The sequence below is a fragment of the Campylobacter concisus genome (genome assembly GCF_003048905.1).
Taxonomy (GTDB): domain Bacteria; phylum Campylobacterota; class Campylobacteria; order Campylobacterales; family Campylobacteraceae; genus Campylobacter_A; species Campylobacter_A concisus_V.
On the sequence record NZ_PIRO01000001.1, the window covers coordinates 836,054 to 856,987 of the forward strand.

Below are 20,934 nucleotides of genomic sequence, written 5' to 3' on the forward strand. Positions count from 1 at the left end.
CGGAGCAAAATTGCTCCGTAAATTATTTAACACCAACTATAATTTGAGTTGCTTTAATGATCGCAGTTACTTTATCTCCCACTTTTAAAGCTAGGCTGCTAACTGACTCTCTTGTGATGATAGCTGAAATTTTGCTGCCATTTACATCGATAATAACTTCAGCATTTACAGCTCCGTCTTTTATCTCGCTAACAACGCCTTTGATTTGGTTTGTAGCGCTAAGTTTGATGCTGTCATCTTTTGAAACGATAACGCTTGAAGCTTTGAATAAAAAGATAGCTTTTTTGCCAACTTTAAGATCAAGACCTTTTTCACTATCAACCGTAACAGTTGCTTTTAGCACCTCACCGCCTGCAAGCTTAGCAGATATTAGCGAATTTACCGCACCTGTTCTTACTTCTGATATCTCAACATTTAGTTGATTTCTTGCACTTATTGACATTTTGTCTCCTTGTTTTGAATTAAATTATGGTGAAATTGTAAGGTAGAATTATTAAGCAAAACTTAAAAACTATTTATACAAAATTATAATATCAAAAATAAAAATTTTATACTTTTAAATGCCCTAGAAATCGCTATTTGAGAAATAAAATCTAAAAATTTAATTTATATTATTTTAAAAAAACGAGAAAAAATATTACTAACTACTACTTCTAAATATCTATTTTTGTAAAATTCTTGTAAATTTGACTTTAAAGATTGGTAAATTTAAAAGTATTTTAAGCTAAAGCAATATTTTTAGGTAAAGAAATAAATTATAAAATTTGAAATAGAAATTTGAAAGTTTAAATGCCAGCTTCTAGCATAGCTTCTGCTTGATAATGCGTAATAAGTGGCTCGATGATCTCGTCAAATAATCCAGCAGCCATAATCGCATCAAGGCGGTAAAGTGTTAAATTTATACGGTGATCGCTTATGCGGTTTTGCGGATAGTTATAAGTTCTTATCCTGCCTGAGCGGTCTCCAGTGCCGACCTGACTCTTTCGCTCACTAGTTTCTTTTGCAAGTCTCTCTTGCTCTTGCATCTCGTAAAGTCTAGCTTTTAGCACCTTCATCGCAGCTTCTTTATTTTTGTGCTGACTCTTGCCATCTTGGTTTGTGACAACAAGTCCAGTTGGTATGTGCGTGATCCTAACGGCACTATCAGTTGTATTTACTGACTGACCGCCATGGCCTGAGCTTCTCATCACATCGACTCTTATATCATTTGGATTGATCTCGATCTCACTATCCTCAACCTCTGGCATGATAGCCACAGTCACAGCTGAAGTATGCACCCTGCCCTGGCTCTCAGTCTCTGGTACACGCTGAACTCTGTGTGTACCACCTTCAAATTTTAGTCTTGAGTAAGCGCCTTTGCCTTTTATAAGCACGATGATCTCTTTAAAACCGCCAGTATTGCCTTCGCTTTGGCTAACTATCTCAAATTTATATCCTCGAAGCTCTGCATATCTAATGTAAGCATTAAAAAGATCTCCAACAAATAGCGCAGCCTCATCGCCACCAGTACCTGCGCGAATTTCTAAAAATATATTTTTATCATCATTTGGATCTTTTGGAAGAAGTAAAATTTTTATCTCTTCTTCAAGCTTCTCTCTTGAAATTTCTAAATTTTTAAGCTCCTCTTTTGCAAGCTCACCAAGCTCAGAATCTTCAAGTAGGGCTTTATTTTCATCGATGTCTTTTAAAATTTCTAGATATTTTGTTGCAGCAGATGCGACTGGTTCGATAGATGATTGCTCTTTTGAGAGCTTTGTCATCTTTTCGATATCGTTTGCTATATTTGGATCGCTAAGAAGCGTAGAAATTTCATTATAGCGATCCAAAAATGGATGAAGTTTATCAGCAAACATTAAATTTTATAAATTAAGCAGCTTTTAGAGTATTTACTAATTGTGCAAGACGACTAACGCGACGAGCAGCAGTTTGTTTCTTCAAAAAGCCTCTACTTACGAAGCTGTGGATACTTTTATTAGCAACTTTTAAAGCTTCATTTGCAGCATTTAGATCTTTAGCTTCTACAGCTACACGCACTGCTTTTGTTATATTTTTAAGTCTTGTGCGGTAAAATCTATTTCTTTCTGTTCTTTTTATAGTTTGTCTAGCTCTTTTTTCAGCAGATTTATGGTTTGCCATAATATACCTTTTTGAATAATTTTAGTCGGTGATTATATTAAAGATATAATAAATTTAACCTTAATTTAAGTCATCCTTAATGTAAAGTAAAATTTTAGATTTTAAATTAGGTAAATTCTGATAAAATAGCACAATTTTATAATAAAAAGGATAAATTTATGAAACTATTTGGAACAGATGGTGTTCGTGGTAAGGCAGGCGAAAAACTCTCAGCCCAAACATCTATGCGTCTTGCAATGGCAGCTGGAATTTATTTCAGAAAGACCTCAGCTACAAATGTGATTTTGGTTGGGAAAGATACTAGAAAAAGTGGCTATATGATCGAAACTGCAATTGTTGCAGGGCTAACTGCGGTTGGCTACAACGTCCTTCAAATAGGTCCTATGCCAACGCCTGCGATCGCATTTTTAACAGAGAATATGCGCTGTGACGCTGGCATCATGATAAGCGCCTCACACAACCCATACTACGATAACGGCATCAAATTTTTTGATAGCTTTGGCAACAAGCTTGATGAGACGATAGAGGCTGAGATAGAAAAAATCTTCTACGACGATGAGCTCATCGCAAACGCCCAAAAAACAATGACAGAGATCGGCGCAAACAAGAGGATCGACGATGTTATCGGCAGATATATCGTGCAAATCAAAAATTCATTCCCAAAAGAGTTAAATTTAAAGAATTTACGAGTAGTTTTAGACGTGGCAAACGGAGCTGCTTACAAGGTCGCACCAACCGTATTTAGCGAGCTTGGAGCTGATGTCATCGTCATAAACGACGAACCAAATGGTAGCAATATCAACCAAAACTGTGGCGCGCTTCACCCAGAAGATCTAGCAAGCGAGGTAAAAAGGCTTCGTGCTGACATCGGCTTTGCATTTGACGGCGATGCTGATAGGCTTGTCGTTGTCGATGAAAATGGCGAAGTTGTGCATGGCGACGCGATACTTGGCTCACTAGCAGCATTTTTACACGAGCAAAAGGCGCTAAAAGGTGGAGCCATCGTGGCTACGGTGATGAGTAACGCCGCACTTGATGACTATCTAAAAGCTCACAAGATCAAGCTAATTCGCTCAAACGTAGGCGATAAATACGTGCTTGAGATGATGAAAGAAAATGGCATAAATTTTGGCGGCGAGCAAAGCGGTCACGTGATATTTAATGACTATGCTAAGACTGGCGACGGTCTTGTTACCTCGATGCAAGTTGTCGCGATGATGCTTAAAAAAGGCAAAAAAGCTAGCGAAATTTTTGGCGAGCTAAAGCCATATCCACAAATTTTACTAAATTTAAAGATCACAGAGAAAAAGCCGCTTGATAAGATAGAGGGGTTAAAAGAGCTTGAGGCTAGCCTTGCAAAAGAGGGCATAAGATCGCTCTTTAGATACTCTGGCACTGAAAATTTGATCAGACTTTTGCTTGAGGGCAAAAATCAAACTTTAGTTGAAAAACGCATGGATGAAGTTGAGAAATTTTTCATAAAAGCCTTAAATGCGTAAAAGCTTAGTTAAATTTTTCATCGCGTTTTTTCTCATTTTTATCGTTGATCAAGCGATAAAGATGATATTTATAGATGGTTTTTCGTGGGACGGAGAGTTTTTTTCGCTAGTTCTTACATATAATAAGGGTGTTGCGTTTTCGATGTTTGCCTTTTTAGATGAGTGGCTAAAATTTATCCAGATAGCCCTCATTCTAGGCGTTTTTGTCTATCTGGTAGTCGAAAAAAAGCTGCTTTGCTCGCACGCCATTTGGCTTGGAGCTTTGCTAGGAGCTGGCAGCTCAAACATCACAGATAGATTTATCCATGGCGGCGTCGTGGATTACGTCTTTTGGCACAAGTGGTTTAACTTCGCGGTCTTTAACTTCGCTGATGTGATGATCGATCTTTGCGTCGTGATGATACTTTGGCAAAGTTTTAGAAAAAGGAGAGAGAGTGGGAAATAATATCTACGTCGCATACGCGCTTTGGCTACTTACTGGCTGGCTTGGAGCGCATAGAATTTACCTTGGTAAATTTATCACTGGCTTTTTAATGATGGGACTATTTTTTATCGGTTACTCTTTGCAAATCATCCTTATTGGATATATATTTTTAGCTATCTGGTTTATCTGGTGGATCATCGACGCATTTTTAGTCGGCAGTGGTGTGGATAAAAATTTACAAAAGACCGAGCTAAACGAGAGACTAAAACTAAAAGATAAAGAGGACGACTTAAAAAGGCTTTACGAGCTTTTTGAGAGTGGTGCGATCAGCAAGGCTGAATTTGAAGCTAGAAAAGAGATACTTTTTAGATAAGGAGACATTATGGCAGAATATTATCTTTACTTAAAATACCTCCACTATTTATTTTTCATATCGTGGATGGCAGTGCTGTTTTATCAGCCAAGGCTCTACGTTTATCACGTAGAAAACATGGACAAACCTGACTTTGTAAAAGTGGTCGAAGTGATGGAGTACAAGATGTATCACTACATCGGCTGGGTCGCACTGATTGGCTCATTTTTCACCGGCATTTTGATACTTATCGCGATGCCTGATCTTATAAAAACTGGTCACATCCACGTCAAAATTTTAGTTGTCATCTTAATGGCTATCTATCACCTAGACCTTGGACGCTATATGAAGCAACTCAAAGAAAAACGCTGTAACAAAAGCGGCATCTTCTTTAGAGCTTACAACGAAGTACCAACTATCGCGATGCTCATCATCATCTGGGTCATGATAGTAAATCCATTTTAAGGGAATTTGATGAAGAAATTTTTAGCATTTATCGCTTTGCCAGCACTCTTGCTTGCAGCGACTCAGTACTTTGAGCCGATGCAGATAAAATTTGACAACAGACTATATTCACTAGCATATTCAGCCAAGCCTGTGCCAAATTTATTCACGCAGGAGTACTTGCTCCCTGGCGAAAAGCTAGATAGTTTTAGCTACATGCTCTCGCTAAATACGCTTAAATTTGACGCTATGCCAGAGCAAGTGGTCGAGCAAAAGATAAATGATCTAAAAGAGCTAAAAGCAAAAGGACTAAAAGTGGCTTATAAAAAGGGCTCGCTGGCAAATGAAATTTATCTTGATATCACGATATTTTCAAACCTAAATGGCGTGCCAACAGCCGAGCACTCGATATATCGCTACACCAAACAAGGCGGAAATTTAGTCCTTTTCACCATCCAAAGGCGTGCTTATAAAAAAGAGGGCATTCAAAGATTTGCTACAAATTTCACGATCGAGTCGCAAGATTTTAGCAAAAAAGCCCTAGCCACACCTTTCCCACAAATCATCAGCAAATAAAGAAATTTGAGTGTAAATTTAACCTTTGCACTCAAATTTTAAAACCAGACTTAACAAATTTATCTAAAAATAAAACGAATAGTTATATGATAAGAAAAACTCAAAAAGGATAGCCTATGATACATAAAATTCTTATCGCAAATCGTGGTGAGATCGCAGTTAGGATAGTCAGAGCTTGTAGGGATTTACACATACAAAGCGTAGGAATTTACACAGCGCCAGACAGCGAGTGCTTACATGTGAGGATCGCTGATGAGGCCTACCAAGTGGGCGAAGATCCGATCAAAGGCTATCTTGACGCCAAAGCTATCGTAAAGCTTGCTAAAGAGTGTGGAGCTGACGCGATACACCCAGGATACGGCTTTTTAAGCGAAAACTACGAATTTGCAAAGGCGGTCGAGGACGCTGGGCTTATCTTTATCGGTCCAAAAGCTGAAGTGATCAGAAAAATGGGTGATAAAAACATCGCAAGATACCTAATGAAAAGAAACGGTATACCAATCGTTCCAGGCACAGAAAAGCTAAATGACGAGAGCATGGATGCCATAAAAGAGCACGCTAGACGTATCGGCTACCCAGTCATTTTAAAAGCAAGTGGTGGCGGTGGCGGCCGTGGCATCAGAGAGGTTTGGCAAGAAGAAGATATGCAAGATGCCTTTGAGTCATGCACCAGAGAAGCAAAGACCTACTTTAACAACGATGAAGTTTTTATGGAGAAGCTTGTCGTAAATCCTCGTCACATCGAGTTTCAAATTTTAGGCGACAACTACGGCAACATCATTCACCTTTGCGAGCGTGACTGCTCTATCCAAAGACGCCACCAAAAGATCATCGAGATCGCACCTTGCCCATCAATTAGCGAAAATTTAAGAAAGATCATGGGCGTGACCGCTGTGGCTGCTGCAAAGGCTGTGGGCTACTCAAACGTAGGAACGATTGAGTTTTTGCTAGATGACTACAATAACTTTTACTTCATGGAGATGAACACTCGTATCCAAGTGGAGCACGGCATCACTGAAGAGATCACCGGCCACGACCTAGTTGTTAGACAGATAAGGATCGCAGCTGGTGAAATTTTAGAGATCGAGCAAAGCGACATCAAGCCACGAGGCTACGCGATAGAGGCTAGGATCACGGCTGAAAATGTCTGGGAGAATTTCATCCCAGCACCAGGCACGATCGAGGGTTACTACCCAGCTCTTGGCCCATCTGTGCGCGTCGATAGCCACGTCTATAAGGACTACACCATACCGCCATTTTATGACTCGCTTATCGCAAAGCTGATCGTAAAGGCGACCGACTACGATCTAGCGGTAAATAAGCTTGAAAGAGCACTTGAAGAATTTACCATCGAAGGTGTGCGAACAATCATCCCATTTTTACTAACAATCAGCAAGAGCAAGGAATTTAGACGCGGATTTTTCGATACTAGCTACGTAGAGAAAAACTTAAAAACTATCCTTGAAAACACCTATGACGATATGAATAAAGAGCCAAACGACGACCTAGAAGAGGTCATCGTAGAGGCGATAAAAAGATATAAAAAGAAGAGATAAATTTATCTAATTTCGGCTTTGGCGACAAATTTCGCCAAAGCTAAATCCTCGCGCAAACTATATGCGTCTTGGCTTTATCATTTACCATAGCGTAGAGCTTGCCACCGCTTACTAGTATGATCTGATCTGTGCTAAGTCTAAATTTCTCAAACTCTACCTTTTTTAGTAGCAAGCCATTTTTAGCGCTTATCAAAGCTGGCTTATTTTGCGGTTTGCAAGCAAAATTTGGCCATCAACTAAAGCAAAATGCTCCATATCACTGGTTTTAAACTTAAATATCACTTCGCCACTTTTGCCTCAACGGCATAGAGATGTCCGCCATTACTAGCGGTGCCAAAGTAAAGCACCCCTCACGCAGGTAAACTGGCGTGTAAAGATATATGCCAAGCTTTAGCCGCCAGATGGTTTTGCCTATCCTTGTGCCCTGCTCTTTAGGCGGCACACCCTCATTTAAATTTTCATCTTTTGCTTCACTTTTGAACGATGCGCCGCCCAAATTTTCTTTACACTCCACTATAAGTGGCGAGCTCATTCGTACGCAAAAGCCCTCAAGTTCGTATATTTTAGCATCGTCATAAATCTCTTTTATGGGCTACGCGGCTTTATCAAGCTAATTTACCTCATCATTAATCTTTATAACATCTTACATTTAGTGATTGCTAGTTTTCTTAGTTATCTCTGCCAGCTTCTTAAGATTTTAAGATAGAAGTCAAGAGATTTTTAACAATTTCTTTCAAAGTGCGGAACGTCAATAAAGTTTTTAAAATTACCGCCCCAACGATTAGAACTATTTAGGCTCTCCCAGTAATTACCAATATTTTGTAATTCTTCTTTAGTTTGCAGCCATTTACCATTTCGAAAAATATGTAAATCAATAGCACAGCGTTTTAAATGATTTGAATTCATAGTTTTACTTTTACCACTATTATAATAAATTTCTTGCTGGGCTTGTGTCCTTTCTAATTCGCCACCCCTTACAGAGTATCCATTAGAATGAATATAGTTTAAAAGTTTTTCAACATCTTTCATAAAAGCTTCTTGATGCTCGCCAAGTGTCATGTTAATCCTTTTCTATCCTTTTATCTAAGGCTTTATCAATTTTTGAATATATCCAATCAGTGCCACGCCAAGTTACAAAACCAGCAAGAGCAACCGAAACTCTAATATTGTTTAGAAAGAAAAAAAATATTTCATAACTAATCCAACATAAAAACATAGAACTTAAAAAACTAAGCAAATAAGATAAAATTTTATATTTGATTTTAGAAAAATCTTTAGTTTCAAGATTTAAAATCGACGCTATAAACCCAACAAAAAGAACTAAAATTAAATAATTATCGTCCTTGTTTAAATTGTCCATTTACACAGCCTTTTAATAAATCTTCTATTCGTATGCAGTAAATAATTAAATCTTTTAAACTTTCTGGATTTAATGGATCAAAAATAGGCTTATCTGGAATTGTTACATTACATTCTATAGGCATATAAGCTTTTTGAATAGCACCTTGTGAAGATTTTGCAGAGCAACCAACAAACAAAACAAGATAAGATAGTAAGAAAAAGAAAAATAGTTTATTTGGAATAATTGCCATTGCTAAACTCTAAAAGTAAAGTATCGTAAAATTTTAGCTTACTTAAGCAGTCATCCGTTTTAGGTGTTTCGATCATGCTAAAACGTTTTTGTAATTTTTGATTTAAAATATTGTTTTCTTTAGATATTTTTTCACTATCTATTTTTAATTGCTCAATTTTTAAATTTTGATTATCAATAATTAAAAAAGCGTTTTCGGTATTTTGTTTTTCGATTGCTAAATTAGTTTTTAATGTAATGGTTTCAGTGATAAGATCTTTAATATCATCTTTTAAAATAGAAATATAAAGGAATAAAACAAGATAAACAAAAGCGTGGATAAATAGCCCCCTATTAAATAGGGAGCTTAAATTTAACATTGAAAACACTATTTTACTTTTCTAGCACTAATAACGTAAATTTCATCAAACTTAACGCCATTAAATTTTTTACCAGCTAAAGCAGTTTTGATCTGGTCTTCATCGATACTAGGCTTAGTATAAAAACTGAAAGTGGTTTTATTGCCAGCCGCATTTTTACCAGTAATAGTATATTCAATAACGCTTGCTTCGCTTGAATTACCTTGCTCACTAGCACGAGAAAGTATTACATAAGTTCCTTCAAGAGCATTATCACAAAATGCTTTAGCTTCAGCACCACCGCACGGCAAAGCAAAGCCATAAGTTCTATTATTTATTGTATTTTTAACTAAACATTTAGACATCTCTTACTCCTTAAAGTCTATCAAATTTCAAAGTTACATAATCGCATTTAACAGCAGTATCATAATTTGCATCTAATTTGCCAGTAAAATCAGAAAGAAAATTTTGAAACATATAACTTTGTTTAACGTGCGGGATAGTTACCATAGTAGAAATTCTACCAGTCGCAGTTTTAGCACCAACGATCACATTTTTACGATTAAGTGGATCAGGTGTTGAAGTTAAAGCAGTGCCACCATCGCCAAAGACTGAATAACTTTCAACTTTGCCAGCCAAAAGCGGGAGTAAAGCATCTTCATCACTACCACTAGAAAAAGTAAGACTTTTTGCATAAAGTCCGTCTATTGATTGTCTTAACATTTTTTTTATCCTTTCTTTTGTCATTCGACATTTTTAAAATTTGCTTGTTTCTGTTAAAACGTTTTAAACAAGAGAATATTAAGCAAAAAAGAGAAAGTTAAATAATTAAGGTTAGATTAAGGACGCTTCAGCACGCTCAAAACGCTTTCGCGTTTTTCGTCCGCGTAGTGTTTGCGTGGCGATAGCTAGCAAAAAGACATAATTATAATTTTTAAGATATTCGAGCAATCGCAGAAACTATCGCCACAACGCAAACAAAAAATAACTATAGAAGGAAAAAGATCGAGAAAGAAAACAAGATAATAAGAAAAGAATAAACTAAAAGGGGAGAAAAGAAAACACGGCACACACCGCAGAGCGGTGGGGCGCCGTGTTTGGGAGGGGGGGGGACAATATCTATCAAGAAGAACACAGAAAAAAATTTAAAATTTTATCAAAGAACAAGGGATACGTGAAACTTTATTATAGCGGATAGTTTTGAGTAAATTTTTATTTGATCCATAAAATTTAACTTCTAAAGAGCCTTTAGAGTGTAAAAACGCTTTCAACTCATCATAATTACAAAATTTATAATTTAAAACGTTTTCAGCTTCAGCCAATTTTTTATCATCATAAAGAGAATAATCGACATAACAAATAGACCCCTTAAGATAAGAACGACCAGAAGCCATAACAACATAAGGATAATTTTTACAAATAAATTCAGATGCTTCAACATCTGACATATTAATAAAAGACTCTTTTAAATTATCAAAATAATTAGATCCGAAAGAAATATTAAAAAACAGACAAAAAGCAACAATTTTTCTAATCATAGGCAACTCCTTTTTATATAAATAAATAATTATAAAGACAAATTATTAAATTTTTACTTATCCATAAAAAGGGAACAAGAAACACCCTTTACAGCAAGTCCGCCTACTTCTAAATGTGTTTTAATTAAAGCAGATATTTCAGCTTCGTTTTTAGTTTTTTTTACGTTATGAATTAAAATTTGCTTGCACATACGATTTTTATTAGATACAAAAGCTTTAAATTGCTTATTGTAATTGAAGTCATCAGACGGAAAATTAGTTTTTTGAGTTTCAAACTCGACTTTATAAATATACTTAATTTCAGCAGTAGAAACAGCATCTAAAAAAGCAATTAGATCGGAAACACTTTTGGCTTCAAGTGTTGAAGTGATAACCCTATTGCCTTGCTGTTGTGTAATTTTGTAGATAGGCATAATACTCCTTTTTTGAAAATCGATAAACTGATAAATAGCTATGTTGTAAATTAAAGTTAGTTACATCGCTATAAAATTGAGAATAAAAAGAAGATAGAGAATTTTCAAATATATTAATAAAATCAGAAAATTCATAAACAAAAGATTTATTAACAAAACTAGAAAAAATAGAAAAAAGATTAAAAGCTTCAGTATGAATACCAGTATAGTCACAATCCAAAAGACCAAGACGAAGATCACTTCTAAAAAAGGGGCTAGAAGATGAATAACAAGAAAAAGCAGAAAAGGAAAGACGGCTGGTATATTTTGCATAATTAAAAGATGCAGGAACACAAAAATAAAAATAATCAGATCGATCACTAAAAGAAAAGAATAAATTACTATCAAAATAAGAAGAAATTTCAGAAGAGCTAGGCAAATCCATAATATTGATCTTACCAGATGGAGTTAAAAAATCAGTGCCTACCCTATATTCATAATCGTCAGCATCATCGCTATTATAATGCATATGTAAAGGTGCATTAGCCTTTTTAATGCTAGAATTAGTATAAGCAGAAAAATAAAAACCAAGACCAAAAAGAGAAGAAATACGCTTATCACGGATACAACTATTACCAAAAAAACCGCAATCAAAAAGCGCATCTTTCTTATCATATTCTTCATTAATACTAGCATTTAAATTTTCAGTGCCAGCACGAAAAAATAATATTCTCTCAATATAAAAAGTAAAGTCTTTTTTCTTATTACAGCAACCACACAACAAAGAAACCATTATTCTTTACCTACAAGATCACGGCAAAGAATTTTTAAAAGACGATTTGTTTCATCCAAAGATGCTAAACCGCTTTTATCATCTTTTTTATCTTTTAACTTGTCAGTTAATATTTTTTCAATACGAGCAAGACAAGCACCAATACTATCAAATTTCTTCATTTCTTCTTCAAAAGCTTTTTCACAATCAAGAGCCATTTTTCTTAACCTTTCCGTTAAAATATCCTAAACCATTCATCATAGTAATAAACATTTCACTAAGCCCCAAAACGTTACCAGCATCATCAGTAACAAACATAAAATCAGCAACATGATTTAAAGCGTCAATATCAATCTTATCACTGCCAGTTATACGCCTAAGAATTTCTTTATCTTGCGGAGTAAAGCGAGAGCTAAAAAGCTTAAAAAGTAGGGTTTGATTTATATTATCAACCTTTGCTTTTGCATAGTTAAATTCTTGATTTTTAGTTTCTAAAATATGCTGACGTTGATTAATAACAGTATTGACATTTTGGAGGGCTGAACTATTAGAATTATTAGTATTGATAATTTGATTACCACACTCCACAAAAACTTTGGCAACACCGATACGATCAGAAAAATTACCAGTTAAAAAACCAAGCATTCTATTAAGTTTAACGCCTTTTATATTACTAAGCTTATTTTTGGCATATCTACCTAAAGGAGAAAGTAAAGCTACAACACCAGCATAAACAATACTCATAATTTTATTTACAACACTTTCTTGAAGTTGAATATACTTTACTAAAGCCGCGCTAAACATAATAGTAACACCACTATTTATTGCATCCTTTAAAATTCCATCATCCATACCACTATTTTTTAACTTAGATAAAACTTGATCGTAAGCAACGCTATAGGTTAAGTCTTCAAACATTTCATCAATGCCAAGCTTTAAAATTCTTCCAGCTTCAGAACGTTTATCAGCCATTATTTTAAATCCTTAAGTAGAGTTTTACTAGGTAATTCAGTATCAAACAAATCTTTAAAATTTGGGATAGGTATATCAAATAAATTTAAAGCATCGCTATCTAATTCAAAACTATTTTCATCAGTTAAAACACGAGCCTGAACAGCTTGACGAGATAAAGCAATATCGCGTGGCGAAGCGTTAGCAATAGTATTGCCGTCGAGATCCTTTACAGCAATCGAAGTCTTATCAAAATCAGCTTTTTCTTTATAAATTTCAAGCGTTTTAGTTGAATTATCGCTAAGTATTTTTTGATTATCGACATAAGAACTAGGCAAAGTAATTTCAACTGGCTTATTAATAGCTAAAGAAGCGTTTAAATTATTATCGACAGCAACACTGGCTTTGAGTTTAACACCAGCCAAACCATCTTTCATAGCTTGCGAATACTCTTTTGAATTAATAACAAGCTTTTCTAAATTTTGATTATATACTTTTTGATTTTCGCCAATAGTTGAGATATATTTAGAAATTTCACTATTAATTTTTTCTTGAGATTTTAACACTTCTTTAAAATCTACACCAGTAGAAACAGCGGAATTAGTGCCAGTATTTGACGAAGCATTATCATATATACGATCACCAGTATAAGGATTATAAAGCGTTTTAGTAGTACGATCAACCCAATATCCAGTTTCTCTATCAAATTCAACACGCCCTTGAATTTCTGGAGATTGATTATATAAATTATCTTTTTTAACGCTAGCTTGTTTATCAAAAGCATTATTTTTCACAGCTCCTAAAACAGCTAAATTTAAAGACATAAGCTTTAATATATGATTTTGCTGATCTAAAACACCAAGTAAAGTTAAGGGGACACTACTAGGCTTATCATTATCAGATGGCTTAGGTAAATTATCTTCTTTGGGTTTTTCTTTTTCTTTTTGTGCGTCTATTGCTTTAGCTTCACGTTGTTTAGCATAATATTCACTAAGCTCTTTTATATTTTTATCAACATCAACACTTTCTTTTTTATCAAAAAAACTATTATAAACATTTTTTAAGCCCCAAATACCAAGAGCAGTTATATCAGTAACAGGATTATCTTTTAAATCAAAATTAGAACTAGCACCAGCACCAATAGCACCAGCAACCCCACCAGCTTTTAAAGCACCATTAACTTGACTAACTTTACTAATAGCTTGAGTAATACCAGAATACATTATTTAAAATCCCTTTCTTTATAAATAAATAGGTGGCTCGTTACTTTCAGATTTAGCTTGCTTTTCAACAGCTTCATTACGTAATCTTAAAAACAAACTAAATAAATCTTCTTCGCCAGAATATTCAAAAATTTGTTTAACAACATCAGATAAATCAAGAGAATTAACGGCAGAACTCTTAAAAATATAAGCATATAAAGCAATCACATACTTATAAAATGTTTTATCAAACTTAAATGGTCTAACTAATCCAGCTGGAACAAAAATTCGACGAACACTAAAAACACCAAGTTTTACTAATTCATAATCAAGGCAAAAAACATCATAAAAAAGGATAAATTTATTAAGACCAAGTTGTAATAAAGAGCAACCTAAAACATAAAAAGGCAAGCTAAAATCTTTAATTTGAACGATTTGACCTTTAGAAAAAGCTCCTAAAGTAATATCACTTTGTATAGTTGAAAATGGCAAATCAAGAAGAGCAGAAGAAAAAATATTAGCTAGATTAAAATCAGAAGAGAGAAGCTTATGCCCCTTTGGTATGTCTTTCTTTTCAATTTCAACGTAAAGACCAGAGATAGCAAAACGTATATCAGAAACATCTAAAGGATTTAAAATACAATCACAAATAAAAAATTCATCATCGCCACCATAAACCAAAAAATCAAACAATTTAACGAAAATTTGATTAGAATAAATATCTTTAAGATATATCGGATCGTTAGCACTACAACGATGAATAGTTTTAATATCATCTAAAGAATAATTACAAGGCTGATACTGACTAAGACTATTTATTAAAGAACCACTATCACTTAAAGAGAAAGCACCTAAATTTTTAATAATATTTAACATTTTATAACCCTTTTTTTAAAATAAATCTAATCTAGGCTGTTTAACAGCAAAAATATATTTACGACCATTTCGCAAAGAATAACCTTTGCTATCTAATAGCTTTTTCAAATTTGTTTGAATAAAAAGAATATTTAATTCATCAAGAGCCGAGTAAAAAGCCTTTCTACTACCAATAACAATATCAGCCCAAATAAAACCAAGCTTTTTGGCGTAAAGCCTTTTAACGATAGGACATTTAATATCAATACAAATAACATCCTTACCACTATCTAATAATTCACACACCAAAAGACCATAAGCATTTAATTTTTGCATTGAAACCCCTTTAAAGCATTCGTTATAGGATGGATATAATCATCATTTCGTATTTTGCTAATGGCAACAAAAAAATCATTTAAAGAAGCGTTAAAAACATCAAAAAGGGGATTATCTATATCTAAATTTTGATTTTTTATAGTTTTTTCATTTTTTAAAAAATTGCCAGCAAGCTTTGATAAGCCGTATTCGTGAAGTGTTAAGCCATCATTTTCAAGATCTTTAAGTGTTTCAGTAAAAACATATAAAAAATTCTCACCACTAACACCCAAATTAGTATAAACAGCACTTACAAAGGCTTTTAAAGCCATTTTTGCTTTTTTAATATCCTTTGACTGAATAAGATCGTGCATAGTAAGAGCTTTAATTTTATCATCGCCCCAAGGCAAAAGCATATCCCAAAATTTAAGCCTATTATCATCAAAATCGCATCTTTGATAAATTTTTCTTGCACTATCACTTTGAATAGTGCCAGCAGTTAAACGATTAATTTCATCATCAGTTAGATCATACCATTTACAAATACTAAGCCCTTGCGACCAAAAAGCCCCCAAATGATTAAAAATATAAGCAATTTCATCACTTTCATTAATAGGAATTAATCTTTTTATTGCAGATCGTCCAAACTCCGCTTCGTGTCTAAATACAAACATATCAACAGCAGGATTAAAGCCATTTATTTCCCATTTTGTAAAAATTAAAGTTGAAATATTTTTGCTTTGAACTTGTTTTATTTTGTCATAAACCCTGAACATATGTGGATTTTTTCCAAAGCTTACACCTTCAAAGCGAGTAAAACGCATAAAATTATTGACATTAATTTCAGTTATATCATTAAAAACTGGTGAATTTTCATCAATTATTAAATCATCGTCATCTTTTTTATATTGATCTGAATAGTTAGAAACTCTTTTTAAACTTCTAAATTGTAAAAAATCTTGTGGAGTATATTTTATGCCAGTTACATCAGTTGCAAGATCGAGCCTTAAAACACTTATTTTAAAATGCTCTTTAAATATATCACTTAAAAATTTATTTACAAGCTCATAGGCTCGAACGTGTCCATATTTAAGTAAAAATATGCTTCTAAATTGAATTTTTAAATGATATAGCCCTTTTGGCTTAAATTTAGTATCTGAAATGGTGCAAAATATATCATCGTTTGAAAAATATCCAAAATATTGACCTAAGCCTTTACTTGATACTTTAAAATTTCCGTAATCAAAGCCCAAATCATCCAAAATATACTTTTCGCCAAATGTGCGTAAATTTTGTGCTTGTTGTTTTAGTGTAGCTATCTTACGAATAAAGCTTGAAAAAGTTGTATTAAAAAATTTTTCATCAATACAATTTACGCCTATAACTAAAGTATCGATACCTTGATGAAGTATTTTAAATCTATCGTCTTTATATATCATTTTTAAACCTTTAATAAAACCCAGCTTGTCCCGCCTAACCTTGCTGATAGTCTAGGCACGGGGCTAAGTTTTAGCCCCTATTTTTCAAGCGTTTGAGCCATTTTTAAGTGCTTCAAGTTTTAGCATTGCCGTGACAAAACTATCAATTGCAGGGACAAATTTATTAAAAACAATAACTGGAGTTGAATTATAAGCGTCCTTATAAATTCTATATTCGATCTTACCACTAGCGATATAAACTTCGTCATCTTTTAGATCAAGGTATTGCTCTTGCGTTATCCTTGTGGTATGCTCACCACCGCTATTTAAAGCGACAAAAGTCAGAACATAGCTATCATCCCACTTTTCAAACTCTCCAAGCTCGTTTACAATGGGATTGTTATCTTTATCTAGCTTTTGCTTACCATCGATCTTTTTAGTCTTTAAGACTTTAATCTTTTGCTCGAAACAATCTAAATTTTGGTTGAGAGATTGATAAATTTCTCTATAAAGATTTTCGCTTGTGCTGTCCATTAATGGAGCTGTTGCATTTTTTGCCATTTTTTTATCCTTTTTGAAAAAATTTGATTTTTTATTAAATATCTATTACTAATAATTTGAGAAAGATAAGCTTTGCTAATCTTTAAATGATCGCATATATCAGCCCTTGTTAAAGAATTTTTAGATGATAAGATTTCAAGAACTGAAAAGATTAGCTTATAATGAATTTTTTTCATTAAATAGCCTTTATTTCTGGATTAAATGGGGAATAAGCTTTTTAAATAGCGGACTATCGCACACATAACAGCAACAATAGCGGTCATCTTCTTTTTGCCGTTAGCTAATAAACGCTCATAGCGTGTTTTAAATTTAGCGTTAAAACGAATTGCACATAATGCAGTCATAAATAGAATACGCCTTATATTAGAATTGCCCATTTTATTTATTTTTTGGCTTTTATGAACGCTTGAGCCACTTTGAAAAATTCTAGGACTAAGACCAATAAAACTTATAAATTGTTTTTCAGATTTATCCCTATTAAAATGCAGTTGTGGAAATAAATTTAAAGCGAGATCAATGCCAAAACCTTTATTTTCTTTAATGATCTCTTCGGTTTCTGGAATAGCTTTTTTAACAAGATCAAAAGCTAGTTTTTGAAGCATAGCTTGAAGTTTTGCAATCTCTTTTATAAGATTTGCGATAACATCATCAATTACTTTATTATTTAAAGTTTTTTGAGAGCTTTTAAAATTTTTAAGTTGAGTATTTATTTTTTGGAGCAAATTTAAGGTGGAATTGTAACTTTTTATCTCTAAATACTCGGCATTATACTTATCAGGGGCGATCTCGCTTTTAAAAGTCCTAGCATAAACAGCCAAGCCATAACTATCGCTTGTATCAGTTTTTATAGTGCTAAGATGTTTTAAAAATAAAGATGATTTATAGGGGTTTGTAACACAATATCTAATACCTAAATCAGATAAAGCCTTTTGAAGTGCCAAATGATAATTTGAAGTTGCTTCAAAAACAACTAAAATTTCATCATTTTTAAAACTATCAAAATAAACTTTGATAAGCTCATGGTTATTAGGCAATGTTTCAAATTTAGCTTTCTCACTCGTGATAGAAGTTAAAAAACAAACGTCGATTTTATCTTTAGAAACATCAACACCACAAAAAAACGCTTTTTTCATTTTTGATACTCCTGAATAAAATTTAGGTTATGTTTCTTTCTTGTATTCAGTGTCAAGCACTAAGATTTTTAATCGAAACATTAACCCATAAGCCCTAAATCTTAAGAACAGTGAAAAACACTTTTTTATGAAGCAGGGGCTTATGGAAATTTTATAAAATCAAAAGAGAAAAACGAAACAAGACAAGGTAAATTCTCTTTGATTTTATGAAAGTATCATACAAATTTATGAAGATCGTGGTCTAAGTTTGGCGACAAATGGGTCAAATTAAAAACACGCTGAAATAAATTTGATAAAATTTGCCAAGATCCAGCAGATTAAAGGACTGATATGTTTTTAAAGTTAAACCAGATCGCTCAAAAGTTAGATCAAATTTTCTTGCCACTAGAGCAAGAGGGTATGACTGGCATGAGACTCTTGCTTCAAAATGACATTAAAGCTACCACACAAGCACTTAAAAACGCACAAGAAGCTCTTGGCGTAAATTTCCCAGCTAAATTTTTAGAGCTAATAAGCAAATTTGACCTTGGAAATTTTGAAATTTGCAATGTCAAATTTGGCTCCAGAGGCGATTACGCGAGCGAGCTAGTGCGGCTAAATAGCGTAGATGAGTTTGGTGGCAAATGGTGGAGTGGCAAGGCTCGCCCTTTAAATTTGATAGTCTTTGCCGTGGGTGATCCGTGGATATTTTTGCTTGATTGCACAAGTGGCACGGTCTATGCATGGCTCTTTGGAGATGAGGAGCTTTGCGGTAGATGCATCGCAAGCGACTTTGAGAAATTGTTCATAGCACTTGCTAGTATCGATATAGCAAGGCTAAATGAAGAAACTCTGCCATCATCCGAGCAAATCCTAAATTTTGTCCAAGCAGACGACGCGGCACTTGATTTTTGGCAAGAGGTGGCGCAAATTTAGTAAATTTAGGCTCCACTCAGCCTAAATTCTCTTTTATAAATTTATCTCAACAAGTGATGCAAAAACCACTTTTTATAAATTTAGTTTCGATATGTAACACTCATTGCCCAAAATAAAAATATTAAAATATCTTTAAATAAAAATTTTTTCTAGCCGAGTTAATATTTAACTACAAAAAAAGGAAAAAGGAGCAAAAATGAGCGAGTACATCGAACAAACGATGGAGTGGATAAAGAAGACCAACCCAGGTCAAGGCGTCTTTGTCCAAGCTGCGACTGAGGTTCTAAACAGCCTAGAGCCGCTTATCAAAAGAGAGAGCAAGTACCAAAAACACGCGATCCTAGAGCGCATCGTCATCCCTGAGCGCACGGTGATCTTTCGCGTGACATACACAGGCGATGATGGCAGACCAAAGGTAAATAACGGCTACCGCGTGCAGTTTAACTCAGCCGTTGGCCCATACAAGGGCGGTCTAAGGCTCCACCCAAGCGTCGATCTTGGCGTACTAAAATTTCTTGGATTTGAGCAAATTTTCAAAAACTCGCTTACTGGCGTAAATATCGGCGGCGCAAAAGGCGGTAGCACCTTTGATCCAAAGGGCAAGAGCGAGGGCGAGATAATGCGATTTTGCCAAGCATTTATGAGTGAGCTTTACCGCCACATCGGTAATACCGTGGATGTGCCAGCAGGCGACATCGGCGTGGGCGCTAGAGAGATCGGCTATATGTTTGGCCAGTATAAAAAGCTAACTGGCAGGTTTGATGGCATATTAACAGGCAAGGGGCTAAACTGGGGCGGCAGCCTAGCACGCACAGAGGCTACTGGATACGGATTAGTATATTTCACTCAAAACATGCTAAAAAAAGCAGGTCTATCGCTTGAGGGCAAAAAATGCAGCATCAGCGGCAGCGGAAATGTCGCCATCTACACAGTCGAAAAGCTCTATCAAGCAGGCGCACTGCCTATCACCGTCTCTGACTCAAACGGATATATCTATGACGCTGAGGGCATCGATCTAGCGGTACTTAAAGAGCTAAAAGAAGTGAGACGCACTCGCCTTAGCGAATACACTAAATTTAGACCAAATGCAAAATATGTAAGCGTGAGCGAATATAAAGAGGGCAGAAACGGCGTCTGGGACGTGCCATGCGACGGAGCCTTCCCGTGTGCTACACAAAACGAGCTTCACCTAGCCGACATAAAAGTGCTTTACGCAAATGGCTGCCGCTTCGTGGCTGAGGGCGCAAACATGCCAAGCACGCTTGATGCGATAAATTTTATGCTTGCACAAAAAGACTTTTACTTTGCTCCAGCAAAAGCAGCAAACGCTGGCGGCGTGGGAACAAGCGGTCTTGAGATGATGCAAAATGCTGGCATGACTTCGTGGAGCTTCGAGGAGGTCGATCGCAGACTTCATGGCATTATGAACCACATCTTTGAACTAAGCTACGAAACAAGTAAAGAATTTGGCGATGAGGGCAACCTAGTGCTTGGCTCAAATATCGCTGGCTTTAGAAAAGTGGCTGACGCAATGATAGATCAAGGATATGTGTAGGGCTGATTTTAGCTCTTTGCTCTATAAATTTGCGTCCAAGCTAAATTTGGACGTAAATCAATATGAAATAATTTTGGACTTTTAGCTAAAAGAGAGTTTGCTTTTTGTATAGCAAATTTTACTGACAAACTATCAAATTTACGCTAGTTTGAAGTATTTTATGCAGCGTTCGTTTTGACAAATTCGCGGTGGTGTGATAGATGTGGATTTGAAGCTCGCCTAAATTTAAAATATTGATACTAAGGTGGCGAGCATATTACTATTTTTAGAGCATTTAATAGAAATTTCGTCAAAAAAGCTGGCGTGGTGGCAAATGGTGGAGTGGCGAGGTTTGTGCAACAAATTTGAAAGTTTTTGCCATGGAGGCTTTTGCTTGATTGCACGAATGGTATGTTTATGTGTGGCTGTTTA

Annotated in this window: 31 protein-coding genes; 8 read left to right on the top strand and 23 right to left on the bottom strand. The window is 34.9% G+C overall.

Going from position 1 to position 20,934, the window contains the following annotated elements; translation table 11 throughout:
* Positions 1-22 precede the first annotated feature (22 nt).
* The 3 genes from CVS95_RS04265 to rpsT all read right to left on the bottom strand — a co-directional run bounded on the left by CVS95_RS04265 (position 23) and on the right by rpsT (position 2,136).
* Positions 23-442, bottom strand: coding sequence for a TOBE domain-containing protein (locus CVS95_RS04265; protein ID WP_087577238.1), 420 nt, complete (start codon positions 440-442; stop codon positions 23-25).
* Between the two features lie 343 nt (positions 443-785).
* Complete coding sequence (gene prfA, locus CVS95_RS04270; RefSeq protein WP_107695684.1) at positions 786-1,853, bottom strand: peptide chain release factor 1; 1,068 nt, start codon at positions 1,851-1,853, stop codon at positions 786-788.
* A gap of 13 nt (positions 1,854-1,866) precedes the next feature.
* Positions 1,867-2,136 (bottom strand): 30S ribosomal protein S20, encoded by a 270-nt coding sequence (rpsT, locus tag CVS95_RS04275; protein WP_004317319.1) that lies wholly within the window; start codon positions 2,134-2,136, stop codon positions 1,867-1,869.
* A gap of 158 nt (positions 2,137-2,294) precedes the next feature.
* Here rpsT and glmM point away from each other — a divergent pair, with 158 nt between their 5' ends.
* The 6 genes from glmM to CVS95_RS04305 all read left to right on the top strand — a co-directional run bounded on the left by glmM (position 2,295) and on the right by CVS95_RS04305 (position 6,987).
* Positions 2,295-3,635 (top strand): phosphoglucosamine mutase, encoded by a 1,341-nt coding sequence (gene glmM, locus CVS95_RS04280; protein WP_107695685.1) that lies wholly within the window; start codon positions 2,295-2,297, stop codon positions 3,633-3,635.
* Positions 3,628-4,080 carry a signal peptidase II gene (gene lspA / locus CVS95_RS04285; protein WP_107695686.1) on the top strand — a complete coding sequence of 151 codons (453 nt, stop codon included), beginning with the start codon at positions 3,628-3,630 and terminating at the stop codon, positions 4,078-4,080. The genes glmM and lspA overlap by 8 nt, the downstream gene beginning before the upstream one ends.
* Entirely contained in the window at positions 4,070-4,432 is a 363-nt protein-coding gene (locus CVS95_RS04290) for an NINE protein (protein WP_107695687.1), read from the top strand. Before lspA ends, CVS95_RS04290 begins: the two co-directional genes overlap by 11 nt.
* Before the next feature lie 9 nt (positions 4,433-4,441).
* Positions 4,442-4,876, top strand: a complete 435-nt coding sequence (locus CVS95_RS04295; protein ID WP_054195978.1) for a CopD family protein — start codon at positions 4,442-4,444, stop codon at positions 4,874-4,876.
* 9 nt (positions 4,877-4,885) lie between these two features.
* A complete protein-coding gene (locus tag CVS95_RS04300) occupies positions 4,886-5,431 on the top strand; it encodes a hypothetical protein (RefSeq protein WP_107695688.1) in 546 nt (181 codons plus the stop codon).
* Between the two features lie 116 nt (positions 5,432-5,547).
* The gene (locus CVS95_RS04305) at positions 5,548-6,987 is read left to right on the top strand and encodes an acetyl-CoA carboxylase subunit A (RefSeq protein ID WP_054195976.1); all 1,440 of its coding nucleotides are present in this window, start codon (positions 5,548-5,550) and stop codon (positions 6,985-6,987) included.
* A 40-nt stretch (positions 6,988-7,027) separates the two neighbouring features.
* On the opposite strand, the gene CVS95_RS09760 is transcribed toward CVS95_RS04305, so the two are convergent.
* From CVS95_RS09760 to CVS95_RS04400, 20 genes are all read right to left on the bottom strand, one after another.
* Positions 7,028-7,180: a hypothetical protein gene (locus CVS95_RS09760; RefSeq protein WP_234400006.1), complete on the bottom strand. Its 153-nt coding sequence runs from the start codon at positions 7,178-7,180 to the stop codon at positions 7,028-7,030.
* A 78-nt stretch (positions 7,181-7,258) separates the two neighbouring features.
* On the bottom strand, positions 7,259-7,519 hold the full coding sequence (locus CVS95_RS09765; RefSeq protein WP_234400007.1) for a hypothetical protein: 261 nt from the start codon (positions 7,517-7,519) through the stop codon (positions 7,259-7,261).
* Positions 7,520-7,707: 188 nt separating this feature from the next.
* Complete coding sequence (locus CVS95_RS04315) at positions 7,708-8,046, bottom strand: M15 family metallopeptidase (protein WP_107695689.1); 339 nt, start codon at positions 8,044-8,046, stop codon at positions 7,708-7,710.
* Position 8,047: 1 nt separating this feature from the next.
* Positions 8,048-8,347: a hypothetical protein gene (locus tag CVS95_RS04320; protein ID WP_085658463.1), complete on the bottom strand. Its 300-nt coding sequence runs from the start codon at positions 8,345-8,347 to the stop codon at positions 8,048-8,050.
* The gene (locus CVS95_RS04325; protein ID WP_107695690.1) at positions 8,322-8,579 is read right to left on the bottom strand and encodes a hypothetical protein; all 258 of its coding nucleotides are present in this window, start codon (positions 8,577-8,579) and stop codon (positions 8,322-8,324) included. Before CVS95_RS04325 ends, CVS95_RS04320 begins: the two co-directional genes overlap by 26 nt.
* Positions 8,560-8,946, bottom strand: a complete 387-nt coding sequence (locus tag CVS95_RS04330; protein WP_107695691.1) for a hypothetical protein — start codon at positions 8,944-8,946, stop codon at positions 8,560-8,562. The genes CVS95_RS04325 and CVS95_RS04330 overlap by 20 nt, the downstream gene beginning before the upstream one ends.
* Positions 8,946-9,281 carry a hypothetical protein gene (locus tag CVS95_RS04335; protein ID WP_087586098.1) on the bottom strand — a complete coding sequence of 112 codons (336 nt, stop codon included), beginning with the start codon at positions 9,279-9,281 and terminating at the stop codon, positions 8,946-8,948. Before CVS95_RS04335 ends, CVS95_RS04330 begins: the two co-directional genes overlap by 1 nt.
* A gap of 10 nt (positions 9,282-9,291) precedes the next feature.
* On the bottom strand, positions 9,292-9,639 hold the full coding sequence (locus tag CVS95_RS04340) for a hypothetical protein (protein WP_107695692.1): 348 nt from the start codon (positions 9,637-9,639) through the stop codon (positions 9,292-9,294).
* 422 nt (positions 9,640-10,061) lie between these two features.
* Complete coding sequence (locus CVS95_RS04345; RefSeq protein ID WP_072594640.1) at positions 10,062-10,454, bottom strand: hypothetical protein; 393 nt, start codon at positions 10,452-10,454, stop codon at positions 10,062-10,064.
* A 53-nt stretch (positions 10,455-10,507) separates the two neighbouring features.
* Entirely contained in the window at positions 10,508-10,867 is a 360-nt protein-coding gene (locus tag CVS95_RS04350) for a hypothetical protein (RefSeq protein WP_072594639.1), read from the bottom strand.
* Positions 10,830-11,639 (bottom strand): hypothetical protein, encoded by an 810-nt coding sequence (locus CVS95_RS04355; protein WP_107695693.1) that lies wholly within the window; start codon positions 11,637-11,639, stop codon positions 10,830-10,832. Before CVS95_RS04355 ends, CVS95_RS04350 begins: the two co-directional genes overlap by 38 nt.
* Positions 11,639-11,836 (bottom strand): hypothetical protein, encoded by a 198-nt coding sequence (locus CVS95_RS04360; RefSeq protein ID WP_107695694.1) that lies wholly within the window; start codon positions 11,834-11,836, stop codon positions 11,639-11,641. The genes CVS95_RS04355 and CVS95_RS04360 overlap by 1 nt, the downstream gene beginning before the upstream one ends.
* Positions 11,826-12,590: a hypothetical protein gene (locus CVS95_RS04365; protein WP_107695695.1), complete on the bottom strand. Its 765-nt coding sequence runs from the start codon at positions 12,588-12,590 to the stop codon at positions 11,826-11,828. Before CVS95_RS04365 ends, CVS95_RS04360 begins: the two co-directional genes overlap by 11 nt.
* Positions 12,590-13,792, bottom strand: coding sequence for a hypothetical protein (locus CVS95_RS04370; RefSeq protein ID WP_107695696.1), 1,203 nt, complete (start codon positions 13,790-13,792; stop codon positions 12,590-12,592). Before CVS95_RS04370 ends, CVS95_RS04365 begins: the two co-directional genes overlap by 1 nt.
* Before the next feature lie 18 nt (positions 13,793-13,810).
* The gene (locus tag CVS95_RS04375; RefSeq protein WP_107695697.1) at positions 13,811-14,647 is read right to left on the bottom strand and encodes a hypothetical protein; all 837 of its coding nucleotides are present in this window, start codon (positions 14,645-14,647) and stop codon (positions 13,811-13,813) included.
* 15 nt (positions 14,648-14,662) lie between these two features.
* Entirely contained in the window at positions 14,663-14,962 is a 300-nt protein-coding gene (locus tag CVS95_RS04380) for a hypothetical protein (RefSeq protein ID WP_072594633.1), read from the bottom strand.
* Positions 14,950-16,380, bottom strand: a complete 1,431-nt coding sequence (locus CVS95_RS04385; RefSeq protein ID WP_107695698.1) for a hypothetical protein — start codon at positions 16,378-16,380, stop codon at positions 14,950-14,952. The genes CVS95_RS04380 and CVS95_RS04385 overlap by 13 nt, the downstream gene beginning before the upstream one ends.
* A gap of 84 nt (positions 16,381-16,464) precedes the next feature.
* Positions 16,465-16,920 carry a hypothetical protein gene (locus CVS95_RS04390; RefSeq protein ID WP_072594631.1) on the bottom strand — a complete coding sequence of 152 codons (456 nt, stop codon included), beginning with the start codon at positions 16,918-16,920 and terminating at the stop codon, positions 16,465-16,467.
* Positions 16,893-17,096 carry a MarR family transcriptional regulator gene (locus tag CVS95_RS04395; protein ID WP_072594630.1) on the bottom strand — a complete coding sequence of 68 codons (204 nt, stop codon included), beginning with the start codon at positions 17,094-17,096 and terminating at the stop codon, positions 16,893-16,895. The genes CVS95_RS04390 and CVS95_RS04395 overlap by 28 nt, the downstream gene beginning before the upstream one ends.
* A 21-nt stretch (positions 17,097-17,117) precedes the next feature.
* A complete protein-coding gene (locus tag CVS95_RS04400; protein WP_107695699.1) occupies positions 17,118-18,053 on the bottom strand; it encodes a transposase in 936 nt (311 codons plus the stop codon).
* Between the two features lie 330 nt (positions 18,054-18,383).
* Here CVS95_RS04400 and CVS95_RS04405 point away from each other — a divergent pair, with 330 nt between their 5' ends.
* Positions 18,384-18,968, top strand: a complete 585-nt coding sequence (locus CVS95_RS04405) for an SMI1/KNR4 family protein (protein WP_107695700.1) — start codon at positions 18,384-18,386, stop codon at positions 18,966-18,968.
* A 196-nt stretch (positions 18,969-19,164) separates the two neighbouring features.
* The gene (gdhA, locus tag CVS95_RS04410; protein ID WP_107695701.1) at positions 19,165-20,523 is read left to right on the top strand and encodes an NADP-specific glutamate dehydrogenase; all 1,359 of its coding nucleotides are present in this window, start codon (positions 19,165-19,167) and stop codon (positions 20,521-20,523) included.
* Positions 20,524-20,934: the final 411 nt, after the last annotated feature.

Bases quoted from the DNA above. Each gene is read 5' to 3' on its own strand.
- CVS95_RS04340 (WP_107695692.1), bottom strand. From the start codon at position 9,639: ATGTTAAGACAATCAATAGACGGACTTTATGCAAAAAGTCTTACTTTT.
- CVS95_RS04335 (WP_087586098.1), bottom strand. From the start codon at position 9,281: ATGTCTAAATGTTTAGTTAAAAATACAATAAATAATAGAACTTATGGC.
- lspA (WP_107695686.1), top strand. From the start codon at position 3,628: ATGCGTAAAAGCTTAGTTAAATTTTTCATCGCGTTTTTTCTCATTTTT.
- CVS95_RS04370 (WP_107695696.1), bottom strand. From the start codon at position 13,792: ATGTATTCTGGTATTACTCAAGCTATTAGTAAAGTTAGTCAAGTTAAT.
- CVS95_RS04325 (WP_107695690.1), bottom strand. From the start codon at position 8,579: ATGGCAATTATTCCAAATAAACTATTTTTCTTTTTCTTACTATCTTAT.
- CVS95_RS04375 (WP_107695697.1), bottom strand. From the start codon at position 14,647: ATGTTAAATATTATTAAAAATTTAGGTGCTTTCTCTTTAAGTGATAGT.
- CVS95_RS04390 (WP_072594631.1), bottom strand. From the start codon at position 16,920: ATGGCAAAAAATGCAACAGCTCCATTAATGGACAGCACAAGCGAAAAT.
- CVS95_RS04320 (WP_085658463.1), bottom strand. From the start codon at position 8,347: ATGGACAATTTAAACAAGGACGATAATTATTTAATTTTAGTTCTTTTT.
- CVS95_RS04380 (WP_072594633.1), bottom strand. From the start codon at position 14,962: ATGCAAAAATTAAATGCTTATGGTCTTTTGGTGTGTGAATTATTAGAT.
- CVS95_RS04305 (WP_054195976.1), top strand. From the start codon at position 5,548: ATGATACATAAAATTCTTATCGCAAATCGTGGTGAGATCGCAGTTAGG.
- CVS95_RS04385 (WP_107695698.1), bottom strand. From the start codon at position 16,380: ATGATATATAAAGACGATAGATTTAAAATACTTCATCAAGGTATCGAT.
- CVS95_RS04345 (WP_072594640.1), bottom strand. From the start codon at position 10,454: ATGATTAGAAAAATTGTTGCTTTTTGTCTGTTTTTTAATATTTCTTTC.
- gdhA (WP_107695701.1), top strand. From the start codon at position 19,165: ATGAGCGAGTACATCGAACAAACGATGGAGTGGATAAAGAAGACCAAC.
- CVS95_RS04360 (WP_107695694.1), bottom strand. From the start codon at position 11,836: ATGGCTCTTGATTGTGAAAAAGCTTTTGAAGAAGAAATGAAGAAATTT.
- CVS95_RS09765 (WP_234400007.1), bottom strand. From the start codon at position 7,519: ATGAGCTCGCCACTTATAGTGGAGTGTAAAGAAAATTTGGGCGGCGCA.
- CVS95_RS04350 (WP_072594639.1), bottom strand. From the start codon at position 10,867: ATGCCTATCTACAAAATTACACAACAGCAAGGCAATAGGGTTATCACT.
- rpsT (WP_004317319.1), bottom strand. From the start codon at position 2,136: ATGGCAAACCATAAATCTGCTGAAAAAAGAGCTAGACAAACTATAAAA.
- CVS95_RS04405 (WP_107695700.1), top strand. From the start codon at position 18,384: ATGTTTTTAAAGTTAAACCAGATCGCTCAAAAGTTAGATCAAATTTTC.
- CVS95_RS04355 (WP_107695693.1), bottom strand. From the start codon at position 11,639: ATGGTTTCTTTGTTGTGTGGTTGCTGTAATAAGAAAAAAGACTTTACT.
- CVS95_RS04295 (WP_054195978.1), top strand. From the start codon at position 4,442: ATGGCAGAATATTATCTTTACTTAAAATACCTCCACTATTTATTTTTC.
- CVS95_RS04315 (WP_107695689.1), bottom strand. From the start codon at position 8,046: ATGACACTTGGCGAGCATCAAGAAGCTTTTATGAAAGATGTTGAAAAA.
- CVS95_RS04395 (WP_072594630.1), bottom strand. From the start codon at position 17,096: ATGAAAAAAATTCATTATAAGCTAATCTTTTCAGTTCTTGAAATCTTA.
- glmM (WP_107695685.1), top strand. From the start codon at position 2,295: ATGAAACTATTTGGAACAGATGGTGTTCGTGGTAAGGCAGGCGAAAAA.
- CVS95_RS04265 (WP_087577238.1), bottom strand. From the start codon at position 442: ATGTCAATAAGTGCAAGAAATCAACTAAATGTTGAGATATCAGAAGTA.
- CVS95_RS04300 (WP_107695688.1), top strand. From the start codon at position 4,886: ATGAAGAAATTTTTAGCATTTATCGCTTTGCCAGCACTCTTGCTTGCA.
- CVS95_RS04365 (WP_107695695.1), bottom strand. From the start codon at position 12,590: ATGGCTGATAAACGTTCTGAAGCTGGAAGAATTTTAAAGCTTGGCATT.
- CVS95_RS04400 (WP_107695699.1), bottom strand. From the start codon at position 18,053: ATGAAAAAAGCGTTTTTTTGTGGTGTTGATGTTTCTAAAGATAAAATC.
- prfA (WP_107695684.1), bottom strand. From the start codon at position 1,853: ATGTTTGCTGATAAACTTCATCCATTTTTGGATCGCTATAATGAAATT.